We start from the raw sequence: 13749 nt of genomic DNA, 5'->3' as shown, positions 1-13749 counted from the left end.
GAGGCATGATGGGGGCAGACATGCGGAGCCATTCAGGGAGGGTGAACAATGAGTGTCGGCATCAAGGGGGTGGTGACCGGGGTATTGCTGTTATTGGCGGGGGCCGGCGGGCTCTGGTTTACGCTGGGAGGCACGGGGAGCGAGGAGGGCAACCTCTGGCTGAGCGGCGCCGAGGGCTACGCGCAGGCGCAGCAGCTGGCCCTGGACAAGGGCTATCCGCTGCTCTACGTGATCGAGCGCGCCAAATGCCGGCGCTGCAAGCTGCTGGAGACCAGCCTGTGGCAGTCAGCGGAGATGGCGCCGGTGCTGGCCCGGCTGGTGAAGGTGCGCCTCAACCCGGATGCGGGGGATGGCAGCGAGCACATACTGCGCCGCTTCCCGCAGGTGGCGACCCCGCCCGGCATCTATGTGCAGCAGCCGGGCGAGCCGCTCAAGCCCATCAAGATAGTGGTGGATATCCAGCAGATCTGGATGCCCGGGGTGACCTGGCAGCGGGGCTTCTTCATGCCGCTCTCCGCCGCCGGGTTCGAGGCGGTGCTGCACACCACTCAGAGTCTGCAGGATCCGGCGCTCGATAACTCGCCGCTGCTGTAGTGCTGCAGATGTAGCGCGGCGGCTTAGCCGAAGTCGAACAGGCGGGACATCAGCACGGCATCTTCCCGATCCTGGCCGGTGCCGTAGTAGTCGGCGCGCCGGCAGTACTCGGCAAACCCTTCGCTTTCGTAGAGGCTGATGGCGGTGCTGTTGCCGGCCCGCACCTCGAGGAACCAGGCCTCGGCCTTGCTGGCCTTGCTGCGGGTGAGGTACTCCCTGAGCAGCGCCCGCCCCAGCCCCTTGCCCTGAAAGTCGGGGTGCACGCAGATGTTCATCAGCGAGCTGTCGCCCGCCACCAGATCCGAGATGTAGAAACCGGCCGGCTGGCCGTCGACCAGCAACAGGCCGTTGAGGTAGCGGGGCCCGAAGCAGGAGAGCAGGTTGGCCTGGCTCCAGGGCTCCTTGTGGGCAGCCTGTTCGATGGGGTAGATGAGCTCGAAGTCGGTCTCGAGCAGGGGACGAAATTGCACCATGGTGGCTCCGGGTCGGGGCGGCTGAACGAAGAGAGGGTGGGGCACGGCACTCAGCCGAGGCGCCCCTTGAGCTGCTGCCATAGCGCCCGTTTCTGGGCAGGGGTGGGCGCGAGCGGGCAGATCAGGGCCTCTGGCCAGGCGGGATCGGCCGCCTCCAGCCAGAGCAGGGGCGGGGTGTGGCCGACGGGCAGGCTGCTCAGCAGGCTGACCTCGTCGCTGCCGATGCCGAGCAGCTGGCAGAGATCCGCCAGCAGGCCGGGGGCGGGCAGCCGGCTCGCCAGGATCCAGAGCTTGCCGCTTGGCGGCTCGCTGGGCGCGGCCGAGGCGGGGGGAGCCTCCTGCTCGCTTGCCGGGATCTCATTGGCCGGCGCGGGCGCAACCTGATGGCCCGCCAGCAGGGCTGGCCGGCGCAGTTGCCAGCTCGGAATGCCCATCCGGGCCAGCAGGTGTTGCCGCAGGCGACCGGATGCCTGGTCAGGTTGTGCGGGGGCGGGCTCCCGCGCCGTGGTCAGCTGCACTGGATCTTGCATGGACGATGACTCAGTCTTGATCTGCATTGATGAAAAAAGCTCTGCGCAGGGTACACTCGAACGCGTTTTGCTGCATCTTTTGCGGTATGTTTTAGCCAGGTGAGGCGGCCCGGCGCTCGGCAACCGGCTGGAGCGAGCCACAGGCGGCCTCCCGACAATCCAACAAGCAGGACAGGGAACCTTCGATCGCGTCGCGGGTGTGCCGGTTCCAGACAACCCCAGTATCGGAAGTGTGCCTATGCCACCTTTAGCATCACAGAATCTTCGTCTCGCCCCCATTCACGAGCGCCTGCCACGCCTGCTGTCGGCCCTCGGCGAGGGGCTCTACGAGCGCCAGGATGCCCTGCGGCTCGGTCTGCTGGCGGCCCTGTGCGGCGAGAGCGTGTTTCTGCTGGGCCCGCCCGGCATCGCCAAGAGCCTGATCGCGCGGCGTCTCAAGCTGGCCTTCTTCGATGCCCGCCACTTCGAATACCTGATGACCCGCTTCAGCACGCCGGAGGAGGTGTTCGGCCCCCTCTCCATTCAGGCGCTGAAGGAGGATGGCAAGTATCTGCGGCTCACCGCCGGCTACCTGCCGGAGGCCGAGGTGGTGTTCCTCGACGAGATCTGGAAGGCGGGCCCCGCCATCCTCAACACCCTGCTCACCGCCATCAACGAGCGGCAGTTTCGCAACGGCGACAGCCAGCACCCCATCCCCATGCGGCTGCTGGTGACCGCCTCCAACGAGCTGCCGGCCCCCGACAGCGGGCTGGAGGCGCTCTACGACCGCATGCTGGTGCGGATCTGGATGGACCGGGTGCAGGAGAAGGCCAACTTCCAGGCCATGCTGGCCAGCGACGGCCAATCTCACCAGAATCTGCCGCCCTCGGTGCAGATCCACGGCGAGGAGTACCTGGAGTGGCAGGAGCAGATCGACCGGATCCGGTTGCCGGACGATTGCTTCGAGCTCATCTATCAGCTGCGTCAGCAGCTCGACAGCCAGCTGGCCCACAGCTGCTATGTGTCGGATCGGCGCTGGAAGAAGGCCGTCAGGCTCATCAAGGCGAGCGCCTTTTTCAACGGCCGCGACGAGGTGGCCCCGCTCGATCTGCTGCTGTTCAAGGATTGTCTCTGGCATGACGAGGCCTCGCGCACCGCCCTGCTGGAGATGATGACCGAGTTCTCCCGTCTCTACGGCTATCAGCAGCTGGCCATGACCCGTCAACTGATGGGGCTGCGGGAGCAGTTCAAGCTGCTCAAACAGAGCGTGGCCCAGCGCCTGTGCTGCAAGGCCAGAAAGCGCCAGCAGTGGTTCGGGCGCCGCGCCCGCGGCATCCAGATCCCGCTGGCCAACGCCCGCCCGTTCGGCAAGCTGGCGCACTTCCACCTGCTCACCCCGGCGGCGCTGGATGGCGACGATCCGGAGCGGCTGGTGGAGACGCTGGTGTTCGACCGCACCCTGCTCTCCCACTGGCATCCCACCGGCGAGGCGCTGGTGGGCTGGCCGCTCGGCAACCCCAAGGAGGGTCACTACGAGCTGGTGCTGGACGACGAACTGCGCCTGCACGTGCTGGACTTGCAGCGCCAGCAAATTCCCCTGGTGCTGGTGGAGCGCAACCCCATCCCCGAGGTGGTGATCGCCCCCTGGCAGGCCGCCTTGACCGGGCTGCTGGCAGAAGCTGGCGTGCTGGCGCAGGAGCTCAAGCGCCAGCGCAACCTGTTCGAGCGCCATCAGCAGCACCTCTTCATCGGTCGCCACTGGCTGCAGCAGGTGGAGGACAGCTTCTTCGTGTTGAACCGGGATCTGGACCAGCTGCGCGCCGACCTCAGCCACTGGCACGACCGGCTGCCGCAGCTGGACGCCTGAGCCATGGCGAGCGCGAAAGGGACTGTGGTGAGCCTGGTCGGCGGAGGTCGCCATGCTTGAGATCGGCATGATGGATCTGGGGCTGCTCATCGGCGAGGGGGAGCTGGCGGGCGAGATGGCGCTGTTGCTGGCCTCCACTCCCAAGATCTCCGAGTTCATCAAGCGCTCCCCGCTGCAGGGCAGATTGTTGCAAAAGCGGATCCGCCGCTGGAGCGAACAGCTGGGGGAGGAGATGCGCCACAAGCCGGTGCCGGTGGCGCTGGAGCAGGAGTATCGCCTCTATCAGGCCCACAAGGGGTTGCCGCTGGCCGAGCTGATGGGACGCCTGCCAGCCCTGCTGGACGGGCTGGAGCAGTACAGTCCCTTCGCCGGCGAGGCGCGCAGCCTGGTGCGCCAGCTGATGGCCCACCCCACCGACAGCCAGCGCCAGCTGCTGATCGAGAAGTGGCGTACCAGCCTGGTGGGCAGCCTGCTGCAGTTGCAGCAGCAGATCGCCGAGGCGGAGCGGGAGAAGCAGCGCCAGGAGATCGAAGATCAGCTGCTGGCGAGCCGTACCCTGGCCGATGCGCTGGACCCCAACCAGATCTCTGCCGGCGGGTTGTGGGACCTGGCGCAGGGCAGCTGGCACAAGCGCAGCCTGGTGCTGGTCAAGCAGTACGCCCGCATGCTGCAGCGCGAGCCGTTGCTGGCGGAGATCGCCAACCTGCTGGGACGCAGCCAGCAGGACAACCGGGCCAACGACTCGCCGGTGCCGCCGGTGCAGGTGCACGAGCTGGAGGAGGTGCAGACCGACGACGTGCCGGACGATCTGGTGGGCATTCACCCGGCCAGCGATCTGATGCGACTGTTGCCGAGCGAGGCGGTGATGCTGGCGCTGCCGGAACTGGAGCTGGAGTTCTACCGCCGCTATCTGGAGCGGCGCCTGCTGAGCTACCAGTCGCGCGGCACCCTGCCGCGCCAGCGCATCATGCTGCGCACCCCGGAACTCGGTGGGCGGCAACTGCAGCAGCGGGGGCCCTTCATCGTCTGCATCGACACTTCGGGCTCCATGGGGGGATACCCGGAGGAGTGTGCCAAGGCGCTGTTTCTGGCGCTGCTCAAGGTGGCGATGGACGAGAAGCGGGGCTGCTACCTGATGCTCTTCTCCACCGAGGTGGCGACCCTGGAGATCACCGCCGACACCGGGCTCGACAAGGCGGAGCGCTTCCTCTCCATGAGTTTTCACGGCGGCACCGATCTGGTGCCCTGTCTCGAGAAGGCCCTGATCAAGCTGGATGACCCCGCCTTTGCCAAGGCGGACGTGCTGGTGGTCTCCGACTTCATCGCCCAGAGCCTGCCCCACAGCCTGCTGGAGCGGATGAACCGCCAGCGCAAGCAGCAGACCCGCTTTCACGCGGTGGCCATGTCCCGCCACGCCAAGCCGGCGCTGTTGCGGGTATTCGACAACAGCTGGCTGCTCGATTGTGGCCTGCGCGGGCGCCTGCTGCGGCGCTGGCAGCGCAGCTGAGCCTGGCCGTCAGCAGCGAGGCTGGTGGCCGAGCCCCCGTTCGTTGACCTGCTCCTGATCCAGCAGCGGCTGGCCGCTCGGCTGGGAGACGTAGAAGCCCCGCTTGCCGCTGCGCTTGACCCGATACATGGCCTGATCGGCGCGGGCCAGCGCCGTGCTGAAATCATCCTGCGGCCGGATCGCCGCAATCCCCATGCTCAATCCTACCGAGGCGTCGCCGTTGGGCAGCTCGAACGGGGTGGAGATGGCGTTGATGCACTGGCGGGCCAGGTGGCTGGTGCGGGGATCGTCGCTGGTCCAGGGCAGCAGCAGCACGAATTCGTCGCCGCCGAGCCGGCCTATCTTCACCCCCTCCTCGCAGCAGTCGCGCAGCCGGCGGGTGAGGGCGATCAGCAGCTCGTCGCCGGCGCGGTGGCCCAGGTTGTCGTTGACCTGCTTGAAGTCGTCGAGATCGATGAAGCAGATCGCCTGGTACTCCTGCGGGAACTGGCGCTGCAACGCGGTGCGGTTGAGCAGGCCGGTGAGGGGATCCCGGTGGGCCAGCTGGGCCAGCTGCTGCTCGTACTCCTTCTCGTGGGTGATGTCGATGTGGGTGCCCATCACCCGGATGGGATTGCCCTGTGCGTCCCGCTCCACCACCCGGCCCCGGTCCAGCACCCAGGTGGTCTTGCCATCCTTGGCGATCATCCGGTGCATCACCTGATAAAACGGGCTCTTGCCGCTCAGGTGATCGAAGAAGGCCTGCAGCACCCGCTCCCTGTCTTCCGGGTGCAGGTGCTCGCGCCAGACGTCGAAGTGAGCCGACAGCTCCTTGGGCTGGTAGCCGAGCATGGCGCCCCAGCGGCGGTTGAAGATGATGAGCTTGCCGGTGGGCACATGGTTCTGCCAGATGCACAGGCCGGTGCCGTCCATGGCGGCTTCCAGCTTCTCCCGCGCATCCTCGGCGACCCGCTTGAGCCGTTCGTTCTCCTGCAGCAGCTTGTCGTAGGCCGCCTGCAGCTCCTGGTATGTCATCAACCCGCGCTTCCCTGTAGTGGATGGCGCTTATAGTCGATGCTGATTTTCCATCTGTAAAGAGGCACGAGGGGTCAGTGTGAGAGCCCGCCAGATCTGGCTGATTTTCTCTCTTTCTCCCTGGTGGCTGTGTGCTTGAACAAGGCAGGATATGATGGTCATAGTGAACACACCTGCCTAGCTGCACCACCAGAGGGGAAACCGAACCGGCATGAAACGCATCATGACCCTGATCCTGCTGACGGGATTGTGCACGCCCCTCGCCTGGGCGGCCCGGGCCCCGCTGACCGAACCCCAGCTCTCCCGCGAGCTGCAGCTGCTGGAAGAGGGCTTCCAGCCAGACCGCATATTCCGGCTGCGCATCGCCGCGCTGGTGGCGAGCAAGGAAGAGTATCCCCTCGACGTGCAGGGGCGCATCGTGCGCCTGCAGTGCTGGGCCATGCCCGCCGAGTGGGACAGCGAGTATCGCGCCGTGGTGGCCTTTGCCGATCAGCAGCTGGCCATCGCCCGGGCCCGCAAGGACAGGATCACCGAGACCGGCCTGCTCACCTGCCGCGGCTTTCACCAGCAACTGCTCGGCAACATGGACCAAGCCAAGGCCGATTACCAGCAGGCGCTGGTGCTGGCTCGCCGGCTCGGCGATCGGCTGCAGGAGGCTGACATCCTCAGCTTTCGCGGCGACATGTACGCCTATCAGGGGGAGCTGGCGGAGGGGCTGATGGAGCTTATCGAGGCGCACAAGCGCTTCGAGTCGCTGGGGCAGGATGGCAAGGCGCGGGAGGTGCTGGCCCAGATCGCCAACGCCTACCGGCGGATGGGGCTCTACGAGCGGGCTGAGGGCTACTTCAAGGAGCTGGAGCACGACTATGGCACCCTGGGGGATCAGGAGCGGCTGGTGGACATCCGCTCCCAGCAGGGGCTGCTCTATGCCGAGATGGGGGAGTATGAACGGGCCCTGCCGTTGATGATCCAGGCCGAGCAGCTCTACCGCTCCCAGCAGAAGGAGGGGCTGCTGGCCTGGATCCAGATCGAGATAGCCACCATCCTGCTCAACCAGAACAAGGTGGCCGAAGCGGTGAGCAAGCTGCAGCAGGCGGATGCCATCCTGCGCAGTGGCGAGAGCTCAGACAGCGTGACCCTGGGCCACTGGCAACTGGTGATGGGGATGGCGGAGGCGGCGCAGAGCAACCCGACCAAGGCGCTCTACTACCTGGCCCAGGCCGAGCCCATCTTCGTCAAGGAGAAGAACCAGCGCTTCCTGGCGCGGGTCTACGAGGTGCGGGCCCGGATCCTGGAGCAGCAGGGCCAGATCAACGGGGCGCTGGCCAGCCTCAAAAAGTACGTCGAGACCAAGCACTCTCTGGAGCGGGTGCTCAGGGAGCAGCGCTCGTTGCAGATGCGCTTCGAGTTCGATCTGGCCCGCAAGGAGCTGGAGAACCAGGCCCTCAAGACCAAGCAGCTGCTGCAGGAGGCCAAGCTCAAGCAGCTGCAGGAGCGGCGCCACTGGCAATATGCGGTGGTCATTCTGTTGCTGCTGGTGATGGGCATGCTGGCGCTGCATCAGTTCAACCGCTCCCGCAAGATGCGCCGGCTTGCCATGACCGACGATCTGACCGGGCTGCACAACCGCCGCCAGATCCAGGCCAAGGGGCAGGCCTGGTTCAAGCAGGCGCGAGAGCATGGCCGGGCCTTGTCGGTGCTGCAGCTCGACATCGATCACTTCAAGCAGGTCAACGACACCCTGGGCCACCACATGGGGGACAAGGTGCTGGCCGAGGTGGCCAGCTGCGTCGCCGCCCAGCTGCGCTCCCTCGATCGGGTGGGGCGCAACGGTGGCGAGGAGTTTCTGGTGCTGCTGCCCGACACCTGTCTCGACGAGGCGGTCGAGGTGGCGGAGCGGATCCGTCATCGGGTCGCTCAGCTGCGCATCGACGGGATGCCGGAGGGGCAGCCGGTGCACGTCAGCATCGGCTGTGCCCAGTACAGCCCCCTCGACGAGAGCTTCGGCGATCTGGTGCAGCGGGCCGACGAGGCCATGTACCGGGCCAAGCAGGCGGGCCGCAACCAGGTGATGCGGGCCGAGTAGGGGGCGCAGGCCGCCCTGCTCGTCTGCAAAGCCGGGCTGGGTATTTTTCACTCGCGCGGGTATAATGTCGCGCAATTTTGCTTTGGCTCAGGTGAGAAGACCCATGTAACGCAACCCTCTTCCTCTCTCCACCGGTTGGTCTGATGCCAGCTTGGTGTGGCTCGTTGCGTATCCATGCCGGACCGTGAGTCAATGCGGCACTCCGGAATTATCCCACGGTGGCTTAAGGCCGCCGCCCAATAGAAGAACGTTGAATTATGTCAGCTGAATTTCTGAGTGAAGTCTCCAAGAGACGCACTTTTGCGATCATCTCGCACCCGGATGCGGGTAAAACCACCATCACCGAAAAAGTCCTGCTGTTCGGACAGGCCATTCAGCGCGCCGGTACCGTCAAGGGCCGTGGCTCGGGCCAGCACGCCAAATCCGACTGGATGGAGATGGAGAAACAGCGTGGTATCTCCATCACCACCTCGGTGATGCAGTTCCCCTATGCCGATTGTCTGGTCAACCTGCTCGACACCCCGGGTCACGAGGACTTCTCCGAAGATACCTACCGTACCCTGACGGCGGTCGACTGCTGCCTGATGGTCATCGATGCCGCCAAGGGTGTTGAAGACCGGACCCGCAAGCTGATGGAAGTGACCCGGCTGCGCGACACTCCCATTCTCACCTTCATGAACAAGCTGGACCGTGAAGTGCGCGATCCGATGGAGGTCATGGACGAGGTGGAGCGCGAGCTCAACATCATGTGCGCCCCCATCACCTGGCCCATCGGCTGCGGCAAATCCTTCAAGGGTGTCTACCACCTCTACAAGGACGAGACCTATCTGTATCAGAGCGGTCAGGGCCATACCATCCAGGAGAAGCGGGTGGTCAAGGGGTTGAACAACCCCGAGCTGGATGCCGCCATCGGCGACGATCTGGCTGCCCAGCTGCGCGGCGAGCTGGAGCTGGTGCAGGGCGCCTCTCCCGAGTTCGATCACGATGCCTTCATCGCCGGCGAGATGACCCCGGTCTTCTTCGGTACTGCGCTCGGCAACTTCGGTGTCGACCACATGCTGGATGGTCTGACCGACTGGGCACCGTCGCCCATGCCACGCAAGGCCGAGAGCCGCGAGGTGGAAGCGACTGAGGAGAAATTCTCCGGCTTCGTGTTCAAGATCCAGGCGAACATGGATCCGAAACACCGCGACCGTATAGCCTTTATGCGTATCGTGTCAGGCACTTACAGCAAGGGCATGAAGATGCGCCATGTGCGTATCGGCAAGGATGTGAACATCTCCGACGCCGTAACCTTCATGGCCGGTGACCGGGAGCAGGCGGAAGATGCCTTCGCCGGTGACATCATAGGTCTGCACAACCACGGCACCATCCAGATCGGCGACACCTTCACCCAGGGTGAAGATCTCAAGTTCACCGGCATCCCGAACTTCGCGCCGGAACTGTTCCGCCGCATCCGCCTGCGCGACCCGCTCAAGCAGAAACAGCTGCTCAAGGGGCTGGTGCAGCTCTCCGAAGAGGGCGCGGTGCAGGTGTTCCGTCCGCTCATCAGCAACGATCTCATCGTTGGTGCGGTCGGTGTGCTGCAGTTCGACGTGGTGGTGTCCCGTCTGAAGAGCGAATACAACGTCGAGGCGCTGTACGAGGCGGTCAACGTCTCCACCGCCCGCTGGGTGGAAGGGACCGACGTCAAGAAGTTCGAAGAGTTCAAGCGCAAGAACGAGGTCAACCTGGCCCTCGATGGCGGTGACAACCTCACCTACATCGCGCCGACCATGGTCAACCTGCGCCTGGCTCAGGAGCGTCACCCGGACGTCCAGTTCCGCCAGACCCGCGAGCACTGATAAGGGCTTGCCCGCTAGGCAGACAAGATAAAAAAAGACCCCGCCCAGGCGGGGTCTTTTTTTGCATGGCGATCAAGGCGCAGATGGGGGCAGAGCCACCGTCACCCGTCGACAAGGGGGGCGATGCCCCCTATAAAGGAGGCTGTTACATGATTCAGGGAGTGATGCATGTCGGTCGAACTGCCCGTCGAGGCACAATTTAACGCTTACAACGCCCACGATCTCGAGGCCTTCCTGGCCTGCTTCTGCGAGGCGTTCAAGGGATACCGGATGCCGACGGAGAGCCCGAGTACTGTGGGTAAGGGGGCGCTCAGAGCCTTCTATGCCGAGCACAGATTCAATAACCCGCTGCTCCGGGCCGAGCTGCTGTCGAGAACCGTCATCGGCAACAAGGTGTTTGATCACGAGTTGATCTATGGCCTCTCCCCCGAGCCGCTGGAGAGCATGGCGGTCTTCGAAGTGGAGGCGGGCCTGATCAAGACGGCCTGGTTCTACTTCCCCACCTGAAAAGCGCCCAGCGCCCTTGTCTGCTTTGGCCTGACTGCAAACACCGGCTGGCGTCAGGCCTCGCCCTCCATGCCGCTGGCGAGGTTCGCCAGCCAGCGTTTGACGAGTAGCAACTCCTCCTCGGCCAGCGGGGCGGCCAGCTCCTGCTCCAGCCGGGCGACTCTGGCCTTGGCCTCGGCCAGCAGCGCGGCGCCCGCCGAGCTCAGACTGAGCTGCTGGATGCGGCCATGCTGAAGGTGAGGGGTGCGGGCCAACAGGCCGCTGCGCTCTAGGCTGGTCACCATGGGGCTCACCGTTTGGGGAGTGAGCAGGGTGAGCCGGGCGAGCTCGGCGTTGGAGCTGCCGGGGTAGGCATGCAGCATGGTGAGCAGGGTAAACTGGGGCGCCGTGATGGGCAGGTCCGCCAGCGCCCGCTCCATGCGCAGGCGCTGGGCGGCCGCGGCCTGGCGCAGCAGATAGCCGAGGTGGCCCGCTTCGCCGCGCTTGCCCTCGCCGGGGGCGGGCAGAGGGATGGGCAGCTCTGTACTCAAGGGGGGCTTGTTTATCATGTTAGGGTGCTGATATGTTGTTCGTGTCCTGATATTAAATCATGCCCAAGGAGAACACCAGAATGAGCACCCGCATCGATTACCCCGACTTTCGCCAGCTGCTGCCGGCGGCTCACGACGCCCTGATCGCCGCTGGCAAGGCGGTGGACGAGGCCGGCCTCGACAAGAGCCTGAGCGAGCTGGTGAAGCTACGCGCTTCCCAGCTCAATGGCTGCAGCTTCTGCCTGCAGTATCACTTGAACATCGCCCGTCGCAGCGGGGTGGGGCAGGCCAAGCTGGATCAGCTGGCGGCCTGGCGCGATGCTACCGTGTTCAGCGCCCCGGAGCGGGCGGCTCTGGCCTGGACCGAGAGTCTGACCCGGCTGCCGCCGGACGGTGTGCCCGACGCACTCTATGGCGAGCTGCGCGAGCACTTCAGCGAGGCCCAGATAGTGCAGCTGTCGGTGACGGTGGCCACCATCAACAGCTGGAACCGGCTCGGGGTGGCGCTGCGTTTCGTGCCGCCCGCCGCCCAGCTCTGAGCGGCAGCCAAACAAAAGGGCGGCATCGCTGCTGCCCTTTTATCCTGAGCTGATCACTCAGGCCGGTCGCTGGCCATCCTCGGCGCCAAGCGCCAGCACCATGCAGATCTCGCAGGCATCGTGGCCGGTGCAGCCAAGCGGGCCCGGCAGGTGCTCGAAGCCCAGGGATTCGTAGAGCGCGGTGGCCTCGCGCAGCACGGCGGTGGTCTCCAGGTAGCAGCGCTGGTAACCGAGCGCGCGCGCCTCGTCCAGTGCCTGCAGCACCAGCCGGCGTCCCAGTCCCAGCCCGCGCAGGGAGGGCATGAAGTACATCTTCTGCAGCTCGCAGACTTGCCCCTCTTCCCCCGCCAGCGGCGCTATACCGCCCCCGCCGAGAATGGTGCCGTCCGGCCCCTCGATCACCCAGTAGCGGCTCTGCGCGCCCTGATAGGTCTCGTGCAGCCGATCCAGATTGGGGTCGGCCACCCCGTAACCCTTGTCGGCGGTGAGGCCGTATTCGGCGGAGACGGCACGGATCACGGCGGCGATATGGGGGTTGTCGGCGGCTGTGATGGGACGGATGCGGTAACCCTGCTGGCGACGGGCGCGGGAGAGGGCGCTGCGATAGAGGCGCAGGCCGGTCCACAGCTGTTCGCGCTCGGCGAGGGTGAGCTGGGCCAGGGTCTCCTCCATGGCGCTGTCCATCTCCTGATGCAGATCCAGCAGCTGGGCCTGGCCGGCGATGGTGAGGCGCGCCTCCTTGCTGCGGCCATCGGACGGATGGGGGTGCCAGCTGATGAGCTCGCGCTCGGCCAGGCGGGCCAGCGGGCGGCTGGCGTTGGACTTGTCGATGCGCAACCGCTCGGCCAGTTGCTGGTTGGTGGCGGGGCCGCTCTCCAGCTCGATCAGCAGATGGGCTTCGAGCGGGCTGAGCGCCAGTTCGCCGCACTGCTGGGAGAGCATGCCGAGTTCGCGTACCAGATCGCGCGACAGGGCGCGCAGGGGGCGGGGATCCATATCAGGGCTTCCTATTTGGTTGTCATCAACAACCAATATAGCCAACTAGTTGTTACTAGCAACTTTTTTATTGCGCTGGAGAGGGTTGGGAAACGGCGGGCATGACAAGCGAACACAAAAAAGGGCCCGGGAGGGGGCCCAAACATTGGAAACCCGCGCGAGGGCGCGGATCCCATCCTTGGTCAGGCAAGGTGCCGGCGAGCGTTAGACCAGCTCGGCCAGCATGGTGTCGGCATAGGGTACCAGAGCGTCGCCCTGTTTCACCTTGGCGAGGTAGTCCGGGTTGGCGATGAGCGGGCGACCGATGGCGACGAGGTCGAAGCGGTCGGCCTTGATGGCCTCGGCTGCGGTCTCGGCGCTGTAGTTGCCCACCCCCACCAGATGACCGTCGTAGCGGGCGCGCAGGTAGTCGGAGGCGCGGCCGTCCAGGTAGTCGAAGGTGAGGCTGTCATCGAAGATGCCCAGATGCACATAGGCCAGGTTGCGCTGGTTCAGCTCGGCCAGCAGGTGGTCGAACACGGCGCGATCCCGCGCATCCCCTTCGAGGTGCACATAGGCGCCGGGGGAGAGGCGCAGGCCCACCCGATCCGCGCCGATGCGAGCATTGATGGCATCCACCACCTCCAGCGCGAAGCGGCTCATATTCTCCGGGCTGCCGCCGTAGTTGTCGGTGCGCAGGTTGCTGGCATGGTGCAGGAACTGATCGATGAGGTAGCCGTTGGCACCGTGGATCTCCACCCCGTCAAAGCCCGCTTCGATGGCGTTGGCGGCGGCCTGGGCGTAATCCTCGACCAGCTGGGCGATTTCGCTCTCGGTCAGGGCGCGCGGCACCTGATAGACCAGCTCGCGCATGCGCGGCACAGTGCCCTCATGGGCGACGGCAGAGGGAGCCAGCACTTCGGCGTGGTGGAAGAAGGGGTGGGAGAGACGACCCACGTGCCACAGTTGGGCAAAGATCTTGCCGCCGTTGGCATGCACGGCGCCGGTCACTTTCTTCCAGCCGGCGATCTGCTCGGCGCTGTAGATCCCCGGGGTATTGGGGTAGCCCTGCCCGTCCGGCCGGATGATGGTGGCTTCGGAGATGATGAGGCCGATGTCGGCGCGGCGCGCGTAATAGGCGGCCATCTGTTCAGTCGGCACCAGGCCCGGTCCTGCCATGCAGCGGGTGAGGGGAGCCATCATGAAACGGTTGGCGAGGGTGAGGGTGTCGTTGAGGCGATAGGGCTGAAACAGGGTATTCATGATCGTCTGTCCTGAGGGAGTGATTCTTGAACGTGCATTCA

Annotated in this window: 13 protein-coding genes; 7 read left to right on the top strand and 6 right to left on the bottom strand. The window is 65.4% G+C overall.

What is annotated here, in order from left to right; genetic code table 11:
- Positions 1-48: 48 nt before the first annotated feature.
- Positions 49-594, top strand: coding sequence for a hypothetical protein (locus tag OKC44_RS10845; protein WP_270812802.1), 546 nt, complete (start codon positions 49-51; stop codon positions 592-594).
- Between the two features lie 23 nt (positions 595-617).
- On the opposite strand, the gene rimI is transcribed toward OKC44_RS10845, so the two are convergent.
- Positions 618-1067, bottom strand: coding sequence for a ribosomal protein S18-alanine N-acetyltransferase (rimI, locus tag OKC44_RS10840; protein WP_219281110.1), 450 nt, complete (start codon positions 1065-1067; stop codon positions 618-620).
- 50 nt (positions 1068-1117) lie between these two features.
- Entirely contained in the window at positions 1118-1597 is a 480-nt protein-coding gene (locus tag OKC44_RS10835; RefSeq protein ID WP_270812798.1) for a DNA polymerase III subunit psi, read from the bottom strand.
- A gap of 238 nt (positions 1598-1835) precedes the next feature.
- On the opposite strand from OKC44_RS10835, the gene OKC44_RS10830 reads away from it, so the two are divergent.
- On the top strand, positions 1836-3443 hold the full coding sequence (locus OKC44_RS10830; protein ID WP_049048004.1) for an ATPase RavA domain-containing protein: 1608 nt from the start codon (positions 1836-1838) through the stop codon (positions 3441-3443).
- A 52-nt stretch (positions 3444-3495) separates the two neighbouring features.
- Positions 3496-4950 (top strand): ATPase RavA stimulator ViaA, encoded by a 1455-nt coding sequence (gene viaA / locus OKC44_RS10825; RefSeq protein ID WP_171280135.1) that lies wholly within the window; start codon positions 3496-3498, stop codon positions 4948-4950.
- Between the two features lie 9 nt (positions 4951-4959).
- On the opposite strand, the gene OKC44_RS10820 is transcribed toward viaA, so the two are convergent.
- Positions 4960-5964 carry a sensor domain-containing diguanylate cyclase gene (locus tag OKC44_RS10820; RefSeq protein WP_043127922.1) on the bottom strand — a complete coding sequence of 335 codons (1005 nt, stop codon included), beginning with the start codon at positions 5962-5964 and terminating at the stop codon, positions 4960-4962.
- A gap of 223 nt (positions 5965-6187) precedes the next feature.
- Here OKC44_RS10820 and OKC44_RS10815 point away from each other — a divergent pair, with 223 nt between their 5' ends.
- The 3 genes from OKC44_RS10815 to OKC44_RS10805 all read left to right on the top strand — a co-directional run bounded on the left by OKC44_RS10815 (position 6188) and on the right by OKC44_RS10805 (position 10401).
- Positions 6188-8050, top strand: coding sequence for a diguanylate cyclase (locus OKC44_RS10815; protein ID WP_333563250.1), 1863 nt, complete (start codon positions 6188-6190; stop codon positions 8048-8050).
- A 254-nt stretch (positions 8051-8304) separates the two neighbouring features.
- The gene (gene prfC, locus OKC44_RS10810; RefSeq protein WP_152691949.1) at positions 8305-9894 is read left to right on the top strand and encodes a peptide chain release factor 3; all 1590 of its coding nucleotides are present in this window, start codon (positions 8305-8307) and stop codon (positions 9892-9894) included.
- 168 nt (positions 9895-10062) lie between these two features.
- Entirely contained in the window at positions 10063-10401 is a 339-nt protein-coding gene (locus OKC44_RS10805) for a nuclear transport factor 2 family protein (RefSeq protein WP_039214220.1), read from the top strand.
- Between the two features lie 53 nt (positions 10402-10454).
- Here OKC44_RS10805 and OKC44_RS10800 read toward each other — a convergent pair whose 3' ends face one another.
- Positions 10455-10949, bottom strand: coding sequence for a MarR family winged helix-turn-helix transcriptional regulator (locus OKC44_RS10800; RefSeq protein WP_270812791.1), 495 nt, complete (start codon positions 10947-10949; stop codon positions 10455-10457).
- Positions 10950-11011: 62 nt separating this feature from the next.
- Here OKC44_RS10800 and OKC44_RS10795 point away from each other — a divergent pair, with 62 nt between their 5' ends.
- Positions 11012-11470 (top strand): carboxymuconolactone decarboxylase family protein, encoded by a 459-nt coding sequence (locus OKC44_RS10795; RefSeq protein ID WP_011704690.1) that lies wholly within the window; start codon positions 11012-11014, stop codon positions 11468-11470.
- Positions 11471-11527: 57 nt separating this feature from the next.
- On the opposite strand, the gene OKC44_RS10790 is transcribed toward OKC44_RS10795, so the two are convergent.
- Together OKC44_RS10790 and OKC44_RS10785 are read right to left on the bottom strand one after the other, a co-directional pair.
- Positions 11528-12466, bottom strand: a complete 939-nt coding sequence (locus OKC44_RS10790) for a bifunctional helix-turn-helix transcriptional regulator/GNAT family N-acetyltransferase (RefSeq protein ID WP_202003088.1) — start codon at positions 12464-12466, stop codon at positions 11528-11530.
- A 204-nt stretch (positions 12467-12670) separates the two neighbouring features.
- Positions 12671-13708 (bottom strand): alkene reductase, encoded by a 1038-nt coding sequence (locus OKC44_RS10785; protein WP_043161532.1) that lies wholly within the window; start codon positions 13706-13708, stop codon positions 12671-12673.
- Positions 13709-13749: the final 41 nt, after the last annotated feature.

The organism is Aeromonas sp. S41-2, from assembly GCF_027705845.1.
Taxonomy (GTDB): Bacteria; Pseudomonadota; Gammaproteobacteria; order Enterobacterales; family Aeromonadaceae; genus Aeromonas; species Aeromonas hydrophila.
The sequence above is the reverse complement of the archived record's forward strand: the minus strand, read 5'-3'. Positions and strand labels throughout refer to the sequence as shown.